The following is a 17,850-nucleotide window of genomic DNA, read 5'->3' as shown; positions in this document are numbered from 1 at the left end:
TCAAATAGTTCAACCAACTGCTCCCGCTGATGCTCACTCACCAAACTTCGAGCTCTCAATGAAAACTACTCCCCACTAATCGGAAACTGATTTCTCAGTCCAACTAATGGGGAGCAGTTCAAAAGAGCGCGGGGGCTGACTTTTTGTATGCGGCCAACGGGCACTGATTATGCGGAAACGGCGTCTTCCAGCTCAGCCAGCAAGGAAGTGGTGCGCTCCACCTTGAAATCGACCGGACGGAATTCGCCCTCTGCCCAGTCGGTGGCGAGGAAGAATTCGATCTGGTTGCGCAGCTGTGGCATGGAGAAGTTCACCACGATCGGGCGCCATGCCTCGATGGCGCGAACGGCACCGGATGGGCCGTAGCCAACAAAGGCAACGGGCTTGCCCGCCCACTCTGCGGCCAAGCAGTCAAAGGCATTCTTGAACGGGCCTGGCACGGAGCGGTTGTACTCCGGGGTGATGAAGATGAAGCCATCGCAGGCGTCCACAGCATCGGACCATGCCTGGACCTTCTCGTCCTCGTACTGCTTATTAGCGGCAGCCGGTACAACTTCGGTGGTCAGGACCGGAATATCGAATTCTTTGAGATCCAGCAACGCGTAGTCCACGCCATTCTGGCGTCCTTGGGCCACGTCATTGAGCCACTCGCCCACTACCTTGCCGACGGCCTTATCGCGGGTGCTGCCGATGATGATGCCAATACGAGACATGAGAAAACCTTCTTTCCTTCAAGCTTTATGTAACATTCCTAGCCTACCGCTCGCGCAGATACTTGTCTGATGGTGATGTTGATACGTCCTTCACTCAACCCGCACCCCTCCGGCAGCGTGCCGTCATTAACGCGCACCACCCCGTGGTAGGCGTAGCGCTTCGGTCCGCCAAAGACCACCAAATCGCCACTACACAGCGTGATATCGTCCCGCGGCCGCGTGCGCGCTTCAGTATGCCCCATACAGAAAAGTGCCTCATCCCCAATGGAAAGCGAAATCACCGGCGCGGGTGATTCCTCAAAGGCATCCACGTGCATGCCCATGGCCGAGCCCGGCGGATAGTAATTCACCAGCGCCATCTCCGGCACGAAAGTCTCCACCCATGGCTCTAGCTCGGGCGCTACCTCCGCCGCGGCGCGCAGTGCTCCCGGAGCAATCTGACGCAGGCTTTCTGGCACCGGCGGAACCCGCGTGCCGTCCATATTGTCCACGTACCGATAGCTGGGATAATGCCAATACCTGCCCAAATGCAGCTGAAATACGCTCATTTGCCCGCCGGATTTCAACCGCGGCTGCACCATCGCCATCGGCGTAGCCGCATACTCGCGCGCAATGCCACGCATCTCTTCTACCAAGGCCTTCTGCTTATCGACGCCCACCCATCCCGGCACATGCCCCACCCCCGGAGCCACACGCACGCTCGGCCGCGGCAGCGAATCAAAAAGCATGACCTCACCCTAACCCAACGCCCCTGAAGTATCCCGGGTTTTGTTCCGTTTGAGTAGATGGGAAAGTCTTCGAACATGCCAAGGAAATTTGACTAGATTGCCAAGGACTGTGTGGCCGGTCTCGAGGAAGACCGTATCTTGGCGGAAAACTTGTCGATGCACCCCGCGTGCTAGGCAGTAGCTTTAAAGCTGGGGTTTCATGGCACACGGTTTGTCAATGGACTTAAGCCTGCCTGCCGTGCGGGAAACATCTAAGAACCTGTTGCTGAAGATTTGGCCGCCGAGAACGCGAGGCTACGTCGTGAAAATCACCAGCTACGCGATACTAACGAGTTGTTGAAGGCTGCCTCAGCTTTTTGCGTCGGAACTAGGCCCACAACGTCGGACATGATCCGGTTCATCGATAAGTACCGGAATCGTTTCTGCGTCGAGTTCATCTGTAAGACGGTGAAGAATAACCGGGCTGGTGGGTTTATCACCTCGCGTGGGTATTGCCAATCCGAGGCCCTGTGGATTAAGTGCTCGTCGCCTCGCGGTTGCTGTGCTGTTTGAACGCATGAGTGCTGTTCATCGGGAAAATTACGGTGTCTTTGGTGTGCGGAACATGAGGGTGTCAGGAAGTTTGTGTGTGGCTCTGATCTAGAAGGAGTTTCACCGATAATGACTACGGTGTCACCGAAGAAAAGCCATGCCCCGGCGAGGGCCAACGAGATTAGCGAGAAGCTGATGGAAAACCCTGATCTCGCCAGCTTGATCAGCGAGCTTTCGGCTTCCACTGATGATGCAAGCGAGCTGGTCAAAGGCCTGCTACAAGCATCGATCAACGCTGGTCTACAGACGGAGACGGATGCACACTTGGGCTACACCTTCATCTACAAATGTGCCCAAATATATTGGTTTCAAGACAGTACTAATAATCAAGGTAAGCGCCGAAAAGTGCGTCCATGGCCGATGCCACCACCCGCGCTGACTTCCCACCCGTTTAGTCTTCTATCGTGTCTCAGAACTCTTATTTAGGAAATCGCATTGCACCTGTTGAACAGGAACTTCTTTGTACCTAAACAATAGCAGCGATTTGAGCTGCAAAGACGCTCATTTTAATATCCGCACCTGTCTGCTCGCGGAACTCTTTGGACGACTCAGACCAATTCCCTTGTTTAGCAAGAGCTACTACATTTTTCATTCGATCTTGGAGGAAGAATTCGCGAGCTGATTTATCCAACAGATAAGTTTGAACAAATCGAGCCGAGTCCTGTGCGGCTTTGGGGGCAGGAACAAACTTAGAAAGACTCATTTGCTTAGCTTGCCCACTTCGTTGCGCACCATACTCCCGCGCCAGCAAGTGCAGCAGCTGGGACTTTACGCCCTAGTTTGGTGACCATGAAGAATTAGCCTTTCAAAAAGGAGAACTAGATTATCGATACGGTAACACTTATCGGATAAATTCTCATCACTTATACAGTCTGGACACCCTTAGAGGAAATACGTATAAGCCTCATTCAACTATGGACAACCCGGCAGAGAATTAGGCAATCGCTTAAAGTCGCCGCTTTTCTTTGCCCTCCGGACGGCACGATTCAAGCCAGCAGGGGCGACAGAACGGCGCGATTGAGTACACCCTAAGTGAACGATTCTGGTCTTTGGAGCTGACGCGGGCGTAACCAATTTTTTGACCCGCAACAGCCTCTGGTTGTTCGGGAATGTCTAGAGGTAGTGACGGTTCTGTTTCGTTAGTTATAAACCTACCCTAACGAACAGTGAGTTAAACGCGATAGATGTAATTCCTAAACCGTTCACTTAGGGTGTACTTAACGATCAAGTGTGAAGAGGACTAATGAACAGACATAAAATATCTCCCAATGCGATTGTCGTTGCACTATTTGGGCTGGCAATTTCAGGTTATGTCGCCATCACAAACAAGTCGATCCTCGGATTTTTCATCCTCCTACTGCTCACTATAGTTGCAGCAGTACTGGTCAATCGCGTCAAAAACAATCATCAGGAATAACCGGTGAGTAAAGTCGTCTGCCGGCGGTTGCGTCCGTTAGCTTGGTGTACGAGTTAGTTCCTGTGATGGGCCCGAGGACAAATAGGGCGACCATCATGGGTACCTTTCGAATCAACTTCAACCTATCCTCGAAAGGACGCCACCCATAATGGCCGCTGGCCCTTAGGCTATCGACCCGACCGCGTATCTCGAACAGCTACTCACCCAGGCATTACCCGATCTGATGCGTGAGATGCTCGGTGATTTCATCAACCAAATTCTATCTGCCCAAGACGATACTGCCTGCGGCGCTTTCTACGGCGCCACCAGCGACAACCGCGTCAACCACCGCAACGGCTACCGCCACCGACTACTGGATACACGGGTCGGCACCGCGGCTCTCCGAGCTGCGCTCATTCACGCTAGGCGCTACCTTTGGCGCGATTCTTGCCGACCCTATGGCCACGATCCACAGCTGGAACGAGCTGCTCGACCTACTCGTCTTCTAGCCGTAGCGGCGACACACCTTATGCACTCTTAGTGACACCGGGACATAGTCCATCCAACCCAATCTTGCTAAGAGAGGTTTTACTTAACTGCCTAACGGCAGGGGAACCGTATATTGCTTACGGTATGACCCCCCCTACAACTCGGGAAGCAACCCCGCAGAACGTAGCTCTCGCAGATGCCGTTTGACGGTAGATTCAGACACGCCTGTTTCAGCCATGATTTCTTTGCGCGACGGAAGCTTGCCGGTTTCTACAAAGCTTTGACCGACAAGGGCTTGAATTCTTGCACGCGTCGTTTGCCCCTGAACTCGCTTCCTTAGGTGCGTTCGCTCCAGTTTTGCAAGCTCAGACTGCGCATAGTCGTTATCACGGTCTTTCCAGCGTTGTGCGGCTTTCTTGCCGCCTCTGCGGCCCATCGTGGCTAAGGCTTTCCGCTCGCTGCTCGTGGCTTTACCTGGCGTGCTAGAGCCGCTGTAGGCCTCGCTCTTGGACTGGGTGACATACCCGCGCACGCGCCTAGCCATGGTCTGGCGGTCGCGCATGGGTGGCAGCACGATGCGCAGGGCGGCAGAACCGAGCCCCCTGCCCCCGCGGATCCGAGCGGGGCGGGATCGGCCCGCCGCACCACTCGCAGGTGCCCTGATCACTCATGCACCCTCGCTGAGCTCGTCGTCCAGGACGGCGAGCAGGTCGTTGATCCGCCCGTCGAGCTCCTGGGCCTGGGAGCCGGCCCGATCGAGATCCTCCCGGGCAATCTGCCGAGATTCCGTGGTGGCCTCGGGAAAAAGCACGTACAGGGCGGGGCTGTCGGGCACGAAAAATTCAGGGGCAAGCGTGCGGCGCAGCCGTACGCGCGGCAGCGCCAGATGTCGACGCAGACGGCGACGGCGGCTGACTTGGTTATCGCTGACTTTGAACGCGGCTAACGCCAGCCAGCGCTCCCGCCCCGTCCGGGGCGCTCTATGCGCTCTTGAGCGTCGAGCACATCACCCAGGCGTGGTGCAGGCATCTCAGAACGCGGAGAATCGCTGGGGCTACTTAGGTCCGATCCCCTTCCAGGTCAAGGAAGCTGAAATAGGGGACATCCTCAACAGTTTCTCCAACAATCCCGAAGACCCTATTGCTGATTTTGTCGAGATCTTCCTCGTTCTTTTTTCGGACAGGGAAAACAAACTCTTGCTTTATTACGTAAGCTCGAAGATCCTCAAAATCGCCCCTACCTGCTGCTTCGATAGCTAGATTATAGTCGTCTTCTTCGGTTTCCACTGCAACGGGAGAAAAGTCATCCAATTCGTGAAATTCTTGAGCGAAGGAACTTTTAAACCGCTTTATCAGCCTTTCAAGTTCCGGTTGAGAGCAGTACAAATGCAGCTCTTCAACGAATTTCTGCTCAACTATTCCGTCCTCGAAGGAGTTTGCCGTCATGAAGAAACCTTTTCGCTCGCTATCCGCAGTCGCTATTAGCCTAATGATCGCCCTTTCCGGGGCGTAGGGAACAGCCAGCGCTACCCCAGCCACTTCCTTAAGCAGCGTTCCACCAGAAATCACACCCTATGCTGTCTACCGAGTGCAAGTTAAGTGTCCTATCGTCAACCTCCGCAATGAAGCAACCGGAGAGTACATATGGGGCTTTGGAAACACGAAAGCTGCAGCAGTCAAAGACGCCAACAAGCTGTATGGCAAGAAAGGGACCGGATTCAAGCTGAAGCATTGTCGAATGGTCGCTTAATCGTTCCCTCGATTCGTTCACAGTTGACACGAACCAAATCAAATGTCTCGAAGCTGGTTGCGGTTTAGTGCAAAGGTCTCATAACCTAGAGCGCCTAAGCGCCCGTCGGGGGGGGGGGAGGTCAGCATTGAAAACCCGCCGAACCCTCGGCGGGTTTGGTCGTGTCAGGCAGACAAACGCGCGAGCGATTGGCGGATTAAGCAGGTAAGCACGCGACAACGGCGAGCGTTGGGACGCGGATGAAGCAAAGATAAGGTCCACGGATAAGCGTGTTTATCCGTGGACCTCGATGGCGTTCATCGCAGCGCGTGTTGGTAGCGAGTGAGAAGCTCCTCGGACATAAAGAGCCTCCACCCTAAGAAGGGATCTTTAATCGAGCCATTTTACGGTTAAAAGCCATGTCCCTTTTGGCGTTGGAACGCATGCACCTATTGCCTTGAAATGGGACTCGTAGTAGGCGAGCTTACTCATGCACTCTACTTCCGAAAGCAGCACCCTTGAGGTAGATTTCCAGATTTTATCCCAGAGTCCATAAGGCTGATATGTAACCTCACTACGATCGTTCGGTTCAATCAGAATTGGCGATTCAGGATTAGACTGAGAACCGATCTCAGACCAATCATCCATAGTTTCATCTGGTGACACAGTTGCAGCATTAGCTACAATAGGAGAACTTGTAACCAATGAAAATGCAAGAGCGTAGGCAACAAACTTACGAGCACGTAACATCAAGACCTCACTTAAGGGTAGAGAATGAATCCAGATTCCTTTTCGTTATGGTCGTTACTCGATCAAATATCTTCAGAAATAGACAGTGATGTTTTTCCTACTACCTCAAATTTTCTAGAACGCCTCAAATTCTTAGCTGAGAATTTCTCTGATGAATCAGGAAACATTGAGGTAAATCGCATTGCTTTATCTATAGTCACTACCGTCGGTTCTCTCGAACAACGCATTCAAACACTGGAGAAAACTCTTGCAGACCCTGGGATATCAGGCAGCTAAAGGCAAATTAATCTAGGTTGTGTCTCTTAATTAGTTGAGAGTAAGTGTGAAAGAATTTTCGGTATGAGCAGCCTCGAGAATTTCCGAGAGATTCCCGAGACCACATGGGAAATCATCGCTCCACACCTGCCCTCTACCACCGGAAAGTCGGCAGGCCGTTTTCCGATAATCACACCATCATGGAAGCCATTGTCTACAGGTTCCGCATCGGATGCCCATGGCGGGATCTTGTAGAACGTTTCGGACCTCGGCAAACATTGTGGAAACGCCACAATCTCTACTCGCGCACGGGAGTCTATGACGCCATTCACCAACCCGTAGTAGCGCTTAAAGACACCGAAGGCACTATTGACTGGAGTTTAAGCGAAGCAGTCGAGGAGGTCTCCCCAAAATTGTTGGTCCTGGCTTGATCTTGATTCAGTGGCCGGTCGGTTTTCTGCTTTCCATTCCTCAATATGGGCAAGCCAGCGCACCTTGAATTCGGTGCGGTTATGGCGAATGGTTGCACGGTCTAGGAGAGCAGAAGAATTCATGTTAAAAACATATAAGCTGCCCTGCTCCCTCAAGGTTTTCTTCAAGTGAGGTTTTATGGTGCTGTTGCAAAGTTAGGCCAGGGTCGAAGAGCCCTGCCTCGGGACATCAGTTGTACTTGCTCCGGGGCGCTTAAGCAGTCTCGAATGCCCGACTAACGATGGCCGCGTCCGGGTTCGGTTGCCCGTAGGCAAACATCGTGCCCTGCCCTTTTCGCAATGAGTGCATCGCTTCCATCCCTTTCAACGTCCGATATGCAGACGTCCTGTTCTTAAATGCACCCTTCGGTCCGAGGATTCGTTTCAACCGCCCGTGATCACCTTCCAGCACGTTGTTTAGGTATTTCACCTGACGGTGCTCCACCGTCTGAGGGCAGATACCTTCCTCCTTGAGCTCGATGATCGCTTTGGACAGGGAGGGTGCTTTATCTGTGTTAATCACCCGCGGGAACCCGGCTGACGTGTTCGACCTCAGAGTCTTCGCCAGGAAACGCTTCGCTGCGGCGACGTTACGCTTTGGTGAGAGGTAGAAGTCTAAGGTCTGGCCACCGGCGGTGATAGCCCGATAGAGGTAGCACCACCTGCCGCCGACCCGGATATAGGTCTCATCCACCCGCCAGGAACTGGCCTGCCAGTCAGGTACCTGCCGGTACCACCGGGTCTGCTTGTCTAGCTCGGGAGCATATTTCTGGACCCAGCGGTAGATCGTGGTGTGATCAACCGGCACACCCCGCTCGGTCATCATCTCCTCGAGGTCGCGATAGCTCACCCCGTAGCGGCAGTACCACCGCACCGCCCACAGAATGATGTCACGGGGAAGTGACGACCGGAGAAGATACCCATGGCTGTGAATATTTCACGTCGATCTTCCTACTACCCCAATTTTGCAACAGCACCTTGGAGGTTAACCGAGGCCGAGACGGTCGATGACGTCCGCTTGAATCTTGCGAGAATTGGTGTTTTTTCAAAAACAGAACTCGTCAACATACCATTACTCAGTTTGACCACGCTCACTGAGCGCTATATTTCTGTTTCAGCTAAAGAGCAAGAGCAGACTGATGATATTTATCAGAATTTGCTCGTGAAGCAGACCGACGAGTTTGGCGAAGCGATAAAAAGATTGAGCGCGGATCCTTATTCTTTCGTCTTTTCAGTGCTCAACCAGCCAGACAGAGTTACGGGTGAGTTTGCCGCGGCGCTGCAGTTGAGGTCAACGAAACGTATTGGAAAGATGACTGCGCAGATTTGGGCCGGTATGTTTTGCCAGGCCGGTATAGAACACCTTCTCCATACTGGGGAGAACTGGAAAACGCATCCTCTCGCCGCAGTCTTTGGGGGTTCCCCCTAGGACTACTTACTTGCCTGTCCATAAGCACCGATGACCGTCTGGCTGTTCATCAACTACGTAGGTTGATTCTGAAATCTGAAGTACCCCGAGCTTTGTTCCGTTTGTGTACACTCAACCTTAACTCTGAGAATCAGCAACCTCTTTGCCAATGTCGTCTACAAATTTTATCGAGCCAACAAAACGGCCTGTGGGTTTGTGATTTACCGGGACCTAAGTGCTTTTCGCAGATACCTTTTAAGCACGGCCCACCCTCTACAATGACAGCCATGGATGCACAGGAGCGGCAGGACTTGGAACGCTACGGCTCATGGGAGCGGATGACCGGTGGGGAGTGGTTCTTGCCGAGCATGCCGGAGGCGAAGAAAGAGCACCAGCGCACTTTTCGCTTGGTAAAGCAGCTCAACGAGCTGCACAATACGGACCAGGAGCGTGCCGAAGGCATCTTGCGCGAGATACTGCCGGAAGATTCCGCGGTGCCGGGCCTGCATGTGCCGTTGAATCTGGAATACGGCTGCAACCTAATATGTGGCGAGCGCGTCTTCATTAACTTTGGCGCTACCATTTTGGCCCAGGCCCAGGTGATGCTCGGTGATGGCGTCATGGTGGGCCCCAATTGCTCCCTGATTACGGTGGGGCATCCGGTAAACGATCATGAGATGCGCGCCGGCGGCTGGGAGATAGCTAAGCCCATCACCATCAGTGATAATACGTGGCTCGGTGCTAATGTCACCGTGCTGCCGGGCATCACGATTGGAAAGAACTGCGTTATAGGCGCAGGCACGCTTATTACCACCGATATCCCAGATAATTCGCTGGTCCTGGGATCACCCGGCCGCGTGGTGCGCAAGCTGGAAGACAATGAGGAGGCCTGGGAGCGCCAGGATCTCAACGGCCCCGTCGAGGGTTTTGGAGCCGCCAACTAAATGTTTGATCTCGCTCGCATCGGCGCGGGACTGCCCGTAGCCGAGACCATCGATTCGCTGCCGAGCACCGGAAACGTTGTTATTCAGGCACCGCCCGGTACGGGTAAAACCACGCTCGTGCCACCGGCGCTGGCCAATCATGCGGCAGGGCGCGGCAAGGTCATCGTCACCGCCCCGCGCCGTGTGGCCGTGCGCGCGGCCGCGCAGCGCTTGAGTACCCTCAGCGGCACCCCGGACAAGGTGGGCTTTGCCATCCGCGGCGAGTCCCGCAAGGGCAGTGAGGTCGAGTTCGTCACGCCGGGTGTACTGCTGCGCCGCCTGCTGAAGGATCCGGAGCTCGAGGGAGTGGCCGCCGTTGCCATCGATGAGGTCCACGAGCGCCAGCTCGATACGGATCTGGTGCTGGGCATGTGCCTGGAACTAGCCCAGCTACGCGAGGACTTCCGCGTCATCGCCATGTCCGCCACCGTGGATGCGCAACGCTTTTCCCAGCTCATGGACGCCCCCGTCCACGTCACCGAGGCAGTTACCCACCCGCTCGATATCCACTACGCCCCCATGCCGGGCAGGGCGGCGGGGGCGAGGGAGTTTTACGGGGACGTCGCCAAGCAAGCAGCCCATCAGCACGAATCAACGCTGGTCTTTGTGCCCGGCGTGCGCGAGGTCAACCTCGTGTGCGAGGCGCTGAAAGACCATAATGTTTTCCCGCTGCACGGCAAGCAAACCACCGCGGAGCAAGACGCCGCGCTGTATACCGAGGAGCAGCGCATCGTCGTGGCTACCTCCATCGCGGAGTCCTCGCTTACCGTGCCGGGCGTGCGCGTGGTGGTCGATGCCGGGCTCTCCCGCGTTCCCCGGCGCGATGCGCAGCGTGGCATGTCCGGGTTGGTGACGGTGTCTACCTCGAAGTCGAGTGCCGATCAGCGCGCTGGTCGTGCCGGCCGTGAGGCACCTGGCACCGTGATTCGCTGCTACTCGCAGGATGATTACCAGCACTTTTCCCCGCACACCACCCCGGAGATCCTGTCCGCGGATCTCACCCAGGCCGCGCTATTTCTGGACTGCTGGGGCGCGGGCTCGGACTTCCCGTTGCTCGATCCGCCGCCGGCTCCGGCCCTTGCGGCCGCGCACGCCACCCTCGAGCGCATTGGTGCCACGCAGGAGCTCGCCCTCCTGCCCACCGATCCGCGCCTCGGCGCCTCCTTGCTCCGGCACGGCAGCCAGGCCGCGCCCATCATTGCCTCGCTTGCCGACGCCCCCTTAACCCCCAACCTCACCCGTCACCGCCCACCCCAAAAGGAGGTCAAGCGGCTCGCCCGCCTCGTCGACAATCTCGGCCCCGCCGATCCCGGCGAGGTCGTCGCCACTGCCTTTCCCGAGCAGGTGGCCAAGCGCGTGGGCGAAGATTATCTGCTGGCCAGCGGTACCCGCGCACGGCTGCTGGATAACTCGGGCCTGGCCGGCGCCCCGTGGCTCGCCATCGCGGAGGTATCCCTGTCCAATGCGGGCAATGCCATCATCCGCTCGGCCACCCGCATCGAGGAAGCCGCAGCCCTCGAGACCATCGGCGTCACCGAGGAAACCCGCGCCTTCCTGCGCGATGGTCGCGTGCGCGGCATCAAGGTCAAGGCTGCGGGCGCCATCACGCTCTCTGAAACCCCAGTCAAGGTCACTGGCCCCGCGGCCGAGGAGGCGCTTGCCGCCGGCATCCGCGAGGAAGGCTTGGGTCTTTTCACCTTCAGCAAGAAGGCCCAGAGCCTCAAAGACCGCCTGCGCCACCTGCACGCCCACTTCGGTGATCCTTGGCCCGATGTCGATTCCGCGGATCCTGCCGAGTGGCTCGGCCCCGAGCTCCACCGCATTGCGGAGGGCACCCCCGCCGCCAAGCTCGACATGTACCCCGCGCTGCAACGCCTCCTGCCCTGGCCGGAAGCCACCCATCTGGACGATCTCGCTCCCGAGCGTCTCCCAGTTCCCTCCGGCCGTGATGCCGCCATCGATTGGTCCGGCGATCGCCCCGTGGTCCACATCAAGCTGCAGGAATGCTTCGGTCTGGCCGAATCCCCCGAGTACTGCGGCCACCGCGTGCAATTCCACCTGCTCTCCCCCGCCGGCCGCCCGCTCGCGGTGACCGATGATCTCGCCAGCTTCTGGTCCGGCCCATACGCCGGCGTGCGCGCCGATATGCGCGGCCGCTACCCCAAGCACCCCTGGCCGGAAGACCCGTGGAATGCGATGGCTACCGCGCGCACCAAGAACCGGATGTAGTTATGCCCACTGCTGCCAGCCCAGGTAGCAGCTCATGACCACGACCAAGGTAAGCAGCGCGTAGCGAATCAACTTGGCGCCGCCGCCGAGTACGGTGCGCGCGCCCAGCTGCGCGCCGGCGATATTCGCTACCGCAAGCACGATGCCGAGCGTCCACCACACGTGGCCACCGAGGGCGAACACGACGAGCGCACCTAAGTTGGTGGCGGTATTGACCACCTTGGCCATCGCCGCAGAGGTCAGGAAGCTCTGGGCAAAGATAGAGGTAAAGGCCATGATCAAAAACATGCCGGTACCAGGCCCAAAGATGCCATCGTAAAAGGAAAATATGCCGGAGAGCACGAGGACGACGACGGTGCGCCAGCCGCCGCGGACGCCGGCCGCGTCGCTGCTGCCAAAGTCTGGCTTGAAGGCCACGAAGATGCCCACGGCCACCATGAGGACGATGATGATGGGGCGCATGACGTCTTTGTCTAGGCTCGAGGCCACGCTGGCTCCCAACCCGGAACAGACCAGCGCGATGAGGATAAAGCGCGCCATTTCCGCCTTATCTAACTTCACCTTGCGCGCAAGGGTCACGGCTGCCGAGCCGGTGCCGGTTACCGAGGCCAGCTTGCTCGTACCCAACGCCGCCGCAGGCGCGAGGCTGGGAAGGACCGCCAGCAGCATCGGGATCAGGATCAATCCGCCACCGCCGATGACCGCATCGACCCACCCCGCGGCCGCGGTACCAAAGAAGAGAATTACCCACTGCACCAGATCAATTTCCATGCCCCCGATCATAAATCTTGAATGATGTAAGGTGATAACCCGCCAACTGCCCTCTCCGTAGTGGAGAAAAGCAGGCATTATACTTTTGTCGCAGCAGAACTAGGAGGCTCGCATGGCCGCACAGCAGGAAGGCACCGGGCTTAGTGCCCATACCGTGGCACGGTGGGCCATTGTCGTTCCGGCATCGGTCGCACTGGGCTGGCTTTTTAGCATGTGGCACGTACCTGCGGCTTGGATCCTGGCAGCGATTCTCTCCTCCGGCGCCATGGCGCTTTTTACTGGAGAAGATCTGCGCGTGAACCGCAGTTTTTATAGCATGTCGCGTGGTTTTATCGGCATGATGGCTGCCATCCCGCTGACCGTGGTGCCGGTGGGCCAATTGCTTGGCTTCCTGCCTGCCGCCCTGACGATGTCCTTTGTCACACTGATGGTAGGCATTATCGGCGGCCAACTCTTACACCGCGCGCAGCCACAGGATGTCTCCTCCGAAACCGGCATTTTATCCATGCTGCCGGGCGGTGCTTCGCTGATGCCTGCGCTTGCCGACGAACTCGGTGCCGACTTCCGCTACGTCGCCCTCACCCAATACCTGCGCCTCTTAGTAGTCTCGGTATCGCTACCCGCCGTGGTCGCCTTATTGGACACGCCCGCCGGCGAGGGGGCGGATCTTTCGGTCGACGGCGAAACCACATGGTGGATAGTTGCCCTAGTGGTTGTCATTGCCTGCATAGGAGAAAAGGTAGGCAAGTTCCTCCATCTCCCCGCCGCCGCGGTGCTCGGCCCCTTACTGCTGACGGTTCTAGCCTCTTTCGTGTTGCCGGAGGGCCACACGCTCGAGCCGCTCTACGCCTTTAAGGTGATGGCATTTTTGTCCATCGGCTGGGTCTGCGGCGGCGGGCTTTCGCTGCCGGCGCTCAAAGCCTTTGCCAAGCAATTGCCCGCCACGGTTCTTTTCATCGTGGTCATTATCGGCATCTGCGCGGCCACCGCCTGGCCGCTGACCAAATGGCTGCACATCACCTACTTTGAGGCCTACCTGGCCACCAGCCCCGGCGCGCTGGAGACCGTGCTCGCGCTCTCGGCCGAGGGCGGGGCCGGGCCCGCGGTCATCGCAGTCCAGCTCACCCGACTCATCGCGGTGCTGGTCGTAGCGGGCTACTTGCCACAGCTGCTGCGGCTGGCCCAGCGGCTGCTGCGCCGCTAGTTGTCCAAGACGGCCTCGCGAAGGACGGACATCGGCACGGAGCCAAGGGCGAGGGCCTCGGAGTGGAACTCGCGCGCGCTCATGCCCTGCTTCTCGGCCGCGGCGCGGGTCTCCTGCCACAGGCGCTGCCCCAATGCATAGGACGGCGCCTGGCCCGGCCAGCCGAGGTAGCGATTGACCTCGAAGTTGAGGTTCGCATCATCCATAGCGGTGTTCTCACGCATGAAGGTCTTCACGTGCGCCTTGTCCCACACGCCGGAGGTAGCGCAATCCGGCAACTGCTTGCCCAAGTGCAATCCGATGTCCACGACCACGCGGGCGGCGCGCAGGCGCTGCGCATCCAACATGCCCATGCGGAAGCCCGGGTCATCCATGTAGCCCAGCTCGGCCATGAGCTGTTCGGCGTAGAGCGCCCAACCCTCGCCATGACCAGAGTTCCACGTCACCGCGCGGCGCCACAGATTGAGATCTTCTTGCACCAGCGCGGAGCCGAGCTGCAAGTGGTGTCCCGGCACACCCTCGTGGTGGACGGTGGTCAGTTCCTGCCAAGTATGGAAGGTGTCCTGGCCCTCCGGCACGGACCACCACATGCGGCCCGGGCGGGAGAAGTCATCGCTCGGCGGGGTATAGAAGATGCCGCCGGTGCCGGCCGGATCGATGCAGCACTCGATCTCTTCTACTTCCTCCGGAATATCGAATTCCTTGCCATTGAGCTCAGCGATGACGCCATCGGCGGTGGATTGCATCCACTCCACCAGCGCATCGGTGCCGCGCAGGGTATAGCGCTCCTCGTGGTTGAGCTTGCGCATCGCCGAGCGCACCGAGCAATCGGAACCATAGAGCTCGTGAGCGATCTTTTCCTGCTCCGCCCGCAAGCTGCGCACCTGATCCAGGCCCCACTCATAGGCCTCATCGAGGTTAACGGCATCGCCCACAAAGAGCTTGGAAAAACGCTCGTAGCGCTCGCGGCCCACAGCGTCCTTGTTAGGCGCCTGGGGCTGCAGGTCATTGGAGAGCCAATCGGAGAACTCGCCAAAGGCCTCCTTGGCCTGCTGCACCTCGGCGGAGTCGGCGTCGAGGCCGAGGGACTCGAGCATCGAGTCGGCGTCGGCAAGCCGCTCGCACTGCACAATGACCTCAGAGATCTGTCGGTGCGGTGCCACCATGCCGTGGGAGGCCGCTTCCTCCAAGGAGCTGCGGTATCCGGCCAGGGAGGTCTTCACCTTGGACAGGCGGGAGCGAATGGCATCGCGGTCCTCCTCCGTGTCCTGCGGCATAAGCAGCAGGGTATCGCGGATGGTCTGCACCGGGGAGGCGATGTTATTCAGGCAGCGTACATCCTCGCTGTGGTGGTGCAGATCGAGGTCAAGGCAGAGGCGATCGCGCAGGACGGCCGCGGTGACATAGTCCACGTCATCAAAGTCATCCTCATCATCGGACTCATCGGTGGTGTCATCTAGGGCATCCAGGTCCGCGACCATTTCGCGGGTGCGGTCTGCGATGGCGGTGAAGTACTCGGGGGAGAAATCCTGCAATTCGCCCTCGTAGCCGTCAATGCCCCACGCGGTGGCATCAGTGGGGGAAAGCTCGGCTAGGTCGTGAACGAAGTTATCGCACGAAGCATCCAGTAGAGAGGGCTGGCGCTTAGCGGTCTGCTCAGAACTCATAACGAGGAAGTCTATCCCTAAGTATCGCCTATAGGCCACCCGGGCGGGCGGAAGTTGCGAACTTGTTAACTAATCGTTGTCCCACTTTGTTCCGGGGTAGCTCCAGCCGCTGAATTTATCCAGGATATCCTGCGGTTTCTCCTCCATCACCAAGGCATCGACAAAACGCGGCAGGATGAAGCCGGACTCGGCCATGGCGGCGTACATGGCGTGGAACGGGCGCCAAAAGTCCTCCGTATTAACAAGGCCTACCGGGCCGCGGATGTGGCCCAGCTGCTGCAAAGTAAGCACCTCGGTCAGCTCTTCGAGGGTGCCGACGCCGCCGGGGAGGCAAATATAGGCATCGGCAAGCTGCTCCATGCGGGTCTTGCGCTCGGCCATGGAGCCGACCACCTCGAGGGTGGTCAGGCCGGGGTGGGAAATCTCCAGGTCCACCAGCGACTGCGGCATCACGCCGGTGACGGTACCGCCGGCGGCCAGGCAGGCCTCTGCTACCTCGCGCATCAGGCCGATATTGCCGCCGCCGTAGACCAGGGTCAGGCCTCGTCGGGCCAGCTCCGCGCCCAATTCCTGTGCCGCCTGCGTATAGGCCGGCGAGTTTCCTGTTGCTGAACCACAATAAACCGCTACTGACTGCATGCTCTCCAGCATAGATATCTGCGCAGCCACCACCACCTTTAGACCATTCGGTACATGGTGAGTTTATGAGATTAGACAAAGCAGTCTGGAATATTTATACTTCTTTTTATGATCAAACCTGGTCCAGTGTTCACGCGCCCCCGCACACCGGCCGCAAAGTGCCTCCATTTGGTGCGCCTGAACCCGATCATCACCCGGAGCGAGCTGGTGGAAGCCACCGGGCTTTCCCAGCCCACCATCACGCGCGCCACTACTTCCCTACTCAACGCGGGCCTCATCCAGGAACGCACCGACCTCACCCAGTCCCGCGGGCGCGGCCGACCAACAGTGCCGCTGCAGGCGGCCGATAATGACTGGGCGCTCGGCGGCATTTCCGTGGGCACCAAACAGACCTACATCGGCCTCTATGACATCAAGGGCCGCACGTTGAGCGAAGAGGAATTGACCACCCCGGTGGCTAACCTCAGCGAGGATGACTTCCTCGAGCACATCATGGCCGGCATCAACCGCATGATGACCAACCTGAACCACCGCTTGGTCTCCCTCGGCGTGACTACCTCGGGCACCGTGGATGATAACGGCCTGGTCACCGCGGAAAACCTCAACTGGCACGGCGTGGACCTCGCCGAACGCCTTCGCTTCCAGTTCGGCGTGCCCGTGGTGGTCTCCTCCGCCATCCCGGCCATCCTCGGCTCCGAGACCCAGGCGGCCGAGATTGGCACCAGCGAGCGCGTTCTGGTGCTTTTCGCGGACGATTCCATCGGCTCCGCACTTTCCGTCGAGGACGAGGTCAGCCCCATTATTCCCGTACCCCAGACGCACTCCGAACTCCTGGGCCATGGCGCGTCCGAGCACCTGCTGGCCACCCAGCACATCCTGGAGGCGGTCCGCCACGAGGGCGTGGAGGCCGCCTCGCTTGCCGACGCCGCCCACGTAGCCGACTCCCATCCCGCCGTCCGCGCCATTTTGGACGAGCGCGCCCGCCAGTTGGGCGCCATCACCGCGGAGCTGGTCAAGGCCCACTCCCCGGCCACCGTGGTTATCGCCGGCGGCGCGTTTACCGACGACCCACAGGCCCCCAAGCAATTTGCCGCCACCGTCCGCGCCTCCGCGGGCGATGAGTTGCAGCTGCGCATGATTCCGGGCCATAAGGAGATTGTCCGCGCGGTAGCCCGCACCGTGGCCACCGATCAGCTCCTGCGCCAACCGCTGGAGCTAGGCCGCTCACTCCAGTGTGCTTAGAACCTCGCGTACCGAGTCGATGCCGCGAAAGAGGTGGGCATTGAGCCCGCAGTAGCTAGCGCCCTCCACGTAGTCGATGCGGTCATCAAAAAAGTGCGTATCCTTCGGCTGCGCGGAGAGCGCATCCACGGCCACACGGTAAGCCTCTGGGTGCGGCTTGGCCACGCCAATATCGCAGCTAAAAGTCACCGCCGCGCAATCCTCCAGCCACGGCTGCTGCTTTCGCACCTGGCCCGCCAGCGTGGTGGGGATATTGGATAAGATGCCCACGCTATAGCCTTCCCCGATAAGCCCCTTGACCAGAGCGACCATCTCTTGGTCCGCCTCCAATAGGCCGCGGTTTTCGCACGCTACCGCCTCCGCGACGGGAACCTCCCCCAACCCGGCGCGGGCTGCTACCTCATTCCAATAGTGGCTATCGCTAAAAATGCCGGCATCATAATCCGGCCGATAAAACCCGTAGGCCTCCCACATCGCCTCTGGATCTGGCGGCGCGAGGAGGCGCTCCAAGTCGGAGTGGCTTTCTGGGGTGGCCGGGCGCATGAGCACGCCGTACATATCAAAGAGGAGTTTGGGCATAACAAGGC

Annotated in this window: 20 protein-coding genes and 3 pseudogenes; 10 read left to right on the top strand and 13 right to left on the bottom strand. The window is 58.4% G+C overall.

The annotated features are described in order from the left end of the window. Positions 1–167: 167 nt before the first annotated feature. Both MHY08_RS10430 and MHY08_RS10425 read right to left on the bottom strand, forming a co-directional pair. Entirely contained in the window at positions 168–713 is a 546-nt protein-coding gene (locus MHY08_RS10430) for an NADPH-dependent FMN reductase (RefSeq protein WP_239236599.1), read from the bottom strand. A 38-nt stretch (positions 714–751) separates the two neighbouring features. Further along, positions 752–1,441 (bottom strand): alpha-ketoglutarate-dependent dioxygenase AlkB, encoded by a 690-nt coding sequence (locus MHY08_RS10425; RefSeq protein ID WP_239236598.1) that lies wholly within the window; start codon positions 1,439–1,441, stop codon positions 752–754. A 660-nt stretch (positions 1,442–2,101) separates the two neighbouring features. Between MHY08_RS10425 and MHY08_RS10420 the strand changes: the two are divergent. After that, positions 2,102–2,305 (top strand): annotated as a pseudogene (locus tag MHY08_RS10420) (IS256 family transposase); the annotation flags it as partial. 193 nt (positions 2,306–2,498) lie between these two features. Here the strand turns inward: MHY08_RS10420 and MHY08_RS10415 are convergent. Then, entirely contained in the window at positions 2,499–2,735 is a 237-nt protein-coding gene (locus MHY08_RS10415) for a hypothetical protein (protein WP_239236597.1), read from the bottom strand. 540 nt (positions 2,736–3,275) lie between these two features. Between MHY08_RS10415 and MHY08_RS10410 the strand changes: the two genes are divergently transcribed. Continuing rightward, on the top strand, positions 3,276–3,449 hold the full coding sequence (locus MHY08_RS10410; RefSeq protein ID WP_239236596.1) for a hypothetical protein: 174 nt from the start codon (positions 3,276–3,278) through the stop codon (positions 3,447–3,449). A gap of 223 nt (positions 3,450–3,672) precedes the next feature. Beyond that, a pseudogene (locus tag MHY08_RS10405) lies at positions 3,673–3,822 on the top strand (transposase); the annotation flags it as partial. Between the two features lie 249 nt (positions 3,823–4,071). Here the strand turns inward: MHY08_RS10405 and MHY08_RS10400 are convergent. The 4 genes from MHY08_RS10400 to MHY08_RS10385 form a co-directional block, all read right to left on the bottom strand. Then, entirely contained in the window at positions 4,072–4,479 is a 408-nt protein-coding gene (locus MHY08_RS10400) for an ArsR family transcriptional regulator (protein WP_239236595.1), read from the bottom strand. 105 nt (positions 4,480–4,584) lie between these two features. Continuing rightward, the gene (locus MHY08_RS10395; RefSeq protein ID WP_160310053.1) at positions 4,585–4,752 is read right to left on the bottom strand and encodes a hypothetical protein; all 168 of its coding nucleotides are present in this window, start codon (positions 4,750–4,752) and stop codon (positions 4,585–4,587) included. Positions 4,753–4,975: 223 nt separating this feature from the next. Then, positions 4,976–5,485 carry a hypothetical protein gene (locus MHY08_RS10390; RefSeq protein ID WP_239236593.1) on the bottom strand — a complete coding sequence of 170 codons (510 nt, stop codon included), beginning with the start codon at positions 5,483–5,485 and terminating at the stop codon, positions 4,976–4,978. Between the two features lie 550 nt (positions 5,486–6,035). Further along, positions 6,036–6,395, bottom strand: coding sequence for a hypothetical protein (locus tag MHY08_RS10385; RefSeq protein ID WP_239236591.1), 360 nt, complete (start codon positions 6,393–6,395; stop codon positions 6,036–6,038). Between the two features lie 24 nt (positions 6,396–6,419). Here MHY08_RS10385 and MHY08_RS10380 point away from each other — a divergent pair, with 24 nt between their 5' ends. Then, complete coding sequence (locus tag MHY08_RS10380; protein ID WP_141741072.1) at positions 6,420–6,671, top strand: hypothetical protein; 252 nt, start codon at positions 6,420–6,422, stop codon at positions 6,669–6,671. A gap of 104 nt (positions 6,672–6,775) precedes the next feature. Continuing rightward, complete coding sequence (locus MHY08_RS11820) at positions 6,776–7,081, top strand: transposase (RefSeq protein WP_350223469.1); 306 nt, start codon at positions 6,776–6,778, stop codon at positions 7,079–7,081. Here the strand turns inward: MHY08_RS11820 and MHY08_RS10375 are convergent. Next, positions 7,031–7,204, bottom strand: a complete 174-nt coding sequence (locus MHY08_RS10375; protein WP_239236590.1) for a hypothetical protein — start codon at positions 7,202–7,204, stop codon at positions 7,031–7,033. The genes MHY08_RS11820 and MHY08_RS10375 overlap by 51 nt on opposite strands. Before the next feature lie 130 nt (positions 7,205–7,334). After that, a pseudogene (locus MHY08_RS10370) lies at positions 7,335–8,044 on the bottom strand (IS6 family transposase). Between MHY08_RS10370 and MHY08_RS10365 the strand changes: the two are divergent. The 3 genes from MHY08_RS10365 to MHY08_RS10355 all read left to right on the top strand — a co-directional run bounded on the left by MHY08_RS10365 (position 8,043) and on the right by MHY08_RS10355 (position 11,740). Then, positions 8,043–8,549: a hypothetical protein gene (locus MHY08_RS10365; RefSeq protein ID WP_239236589.1), complete on the top strand. Its 507-nt coding sequence runs from the start codon at positions 8,043–8,045 to the stop codon at positions 8,547–8,549. The pseudogene MHY08_RS10370 and the gene MHY08_RS10365 overlap by 2 nt on opposite strands. Positions 8,550–8,806: 257 nt before the next feature. Then, positions 8,807–9,472, top strand: coding sequence for a sugar O-acetyltransferase (locus MHY08_RS10360; protein ID WP_239236588.1), 666 nt, complete (start codon positions 8,807–8,809; stop codon positions 9,470–9,472). After that, the gene (locus MHY08_RS10355; protein WP_239236587.1) at positions 9,473–11,740 is read left to right on the top strand and encodes an ATP-dependent RNA helicase; all 2,268 of its coding nucleotides are present in this window, start codon (positions 9,473–9,475) and stop codon (positions 11,738–11,740) included. It begins immediately after the preceding gene. Here the strand turns inward: MHY08_RS10355 and MHY08_RS10350 are convergent, their stop codons facing one another. Further along, positions 11,741–12,511, bottom strand: coding sequence for a TSUP family transporter (locus MHY08_RS10350; RefSeq protein WP_239236586.1), 771 nt, complete (start codon positions 12,509–12,511; stop codon positions 11,741–11,743). A 112-nt stretch (positions 12,512–12,623) separates the two neighbouring features. Here MHY08_RS10350 and MHY08_RS10345 point away from each other — a divergent pair, with 112 nt between their 5' ends. Further along, the gene (locus MHY08_RS10345; protein WP_239236585.1) at positions 12,624–13,715 is read left to right on the top strand and encodes an AbrB family transcriptional regulator; all 1,092 of its coding nucleotides are present in this window, start codon (positions 12,624–12,626) and stop codon (positions 13,713–13,715) included. Here the strand turns inward: MHY08_RS10345 and MHY08_RS10340 are convergent. Beyond that, complete coding sequence (locus MHY08_RS10340; protein ID WP_239236584.1) at positions 13,712–15,382, bottom strand: DUF885 domain-containing protein; 1,671 nt, start codon at positions 15,380–15,382, stop codon at positions 13,712–13,714. The genes MHY08_RS10345 and MHY08_RS10340 overlap by 4 nt on opposite strands. Positions 15,383–15,451: 69 nt before the next feature. Then, positions 15,452–16,021, bottom strand: coding sequence for a TIGR00730 family Rossman fold protein (locus MHY08_RS10335; RefSeq protein WP_040425540.1), 570 nt, complete (start codon positions 16,019–16,021; stop codon positions 15,452–15,454). A 108-nt stretch (positions 16,022–16,129) separates the two neighbouring features. Between MHY08_RS10335 and MHY08_RS10330 the strand changes: the two genes are divergently transcribed. Then, a complete protein-coding gene (locus MHY08_RS10330) occupies positions 16,130–17,263 on the top strand; it encodes an ROK family transcriptional regulator (protein ID WP_239236582.1) in 1,134 nt (377 codons plus the stop codon). Here the strand turns inward: MHY08_RS10330 and MHY08_RS10325 are convergent. Beyond that, entirely contained in the window at positions 17,246–17,842 is a 597-nt protein-coding gene (locus MHY08_RS10325) for an HAD-IA family hydrolase (RefSeq protein WP_239194672.1), read from the bottom strand. The genes MHY08_RS10330 and MHY08_RS10325 overlap by 18 nt on opposite strands. Positions 17,843–17,850 lie beyond the last annotated feature (8 nt).

This window comes from Corynebacterium sp. ACRPJ (genome assembly GCF_022347345.1).
Taxonomy (GTDB): domain Bacteria; phylum Actinomycetota; class Actinomycetes; order Mycobacteriales; family Mycobacteriaceae; genus Corynebacterium; species Corynebacterium tuberculostearicum_D.
The sequence above is the reverse complement of the archived record's forward strand: the minus strand, read 5'-3'. Positions and strand labels throughout refer to the sequence as shown.

Coding starts and splice junctions, on each gene's coding strand:
- MHY08_RS10335 (WP_040425540.1), bottom strand. CDS start 16,021: ATGCAGTCAGTAGCGGTTTATTGTGGTTCAGCAACAGGAAACTCGCCG.
- MHY08_RS10415 (WP_239236597.1), bottom strand. CDS start 2,735: ATGAGTCTTTCTAAGTTTGTTCCTGCCCCCAAAGCCGCACAGGACTCG.
- MHY08_RS10425 (WP_239236598.1), bottom strand. CDS start 1,441: ATGCTTTTTGATTCGCTGCCGCGGCCGAGCGTGCGTGTGGCTCCGGGG.
- MHY08_RS10400 (WP_239236595.1), bottom strand. CDS start 4,479: ATGCGCGACCGCCAGACCATGGCTAGGCGCGTGCGCGGGTATGTCACC.
- MHY08_RS10365 (WP_239236589.1), top strand. CDS start 8,043: ATGGCTGTGAATATTTCACGTCGATCTTCCTACTACCCCAATTTTGCA.
- MHY08_RS10385 (WP_239236591.1), bottom strand. CDS start 6,395: ATGTTACGTGCTCGTAAGTTTGTTGCCTACGCTCTTGCATTTTCATTG.
- MHY08_RS10325 (WP_239194672.1), bottom strand. CDS start 17,842: ATGCCCAAACTCCTCTTTGATATGTACGGCGTGCTCATGCGCCCGGCC.
- MHY08_RS10345 (WP_239236585.1), top strand. CDS start 12,624: ATGGCCGCACAGCAGGAAGGCACCGGGCTTAGTGCCCATACCGTGGCA.
- MHY08_RS10350 (WP_239236586.1), bottom strand. CDS start 12,511: ATGGAAATTGATCTGGTGCAGTGGGTAATTCTCTTCTTTGGTACCGCG.
- MHY08_RS10330 (WP_239236582.1), top strand. CDS start 16,130: ATGATCAAACCTGGTCCAGTGTTCACGCGCCCCCGCACACCGGCCGCA.
- MHY08_RS10375 (WP_239236590.1), bottom strand. CDS start 7,204: ATGAATTCTTCTGCTCTCCTAGACCGTGCAACCATTCGCCATAACCGC.
- MHY08_RS10410 (WP_239236596.1), top strand. CDS start 3,276: ATGAACAGACATAAAATATCTCCCAATGCGATTGTCGTTGCACTATTT.
- MHY08_RS10430 (WP_239236599.1), bottom strand. CDS start 713: ATGTCTCGTATTGGCATCATCATCGGCAGCACCCGCGATAAGGCCGTC.
- MHY08_RS10355 (WP_239236587.1), top strand. CDS start 9,473: ATGTTTGATCTCGCTCGCATCGGCGCGGGACTGCCCGTAGCCGAGACC.
- MHY08_RS10360 (WP_239236588.1), top strand. CDS start 8,807: ATGACAGCCATGGATGCACAGGAGCGGCAGGACTTGGAACGCTACGGC.
- MHY08_RS11820 (WP_350223469.1), top strand. CDS start 6,776: ATGGGAAATCATCGCTCCACACCTGCCCTCTACCACCGGAAAGTCGGC.
- MHY08_RS10380 (WP_141741072.1), top strand. CDS start 6,420: ATGAATCCAGATTCCTTTTCGTTATGGTCGTTACTCGATCAAATATCT.
- MHY08_RS10340 (WP_239236584.1), bottom strand. CDS start 15,382: ATGAGTTCTGAGCAGACCGCTAAGCGCCAGCCCTCTCTACTGGATGCT.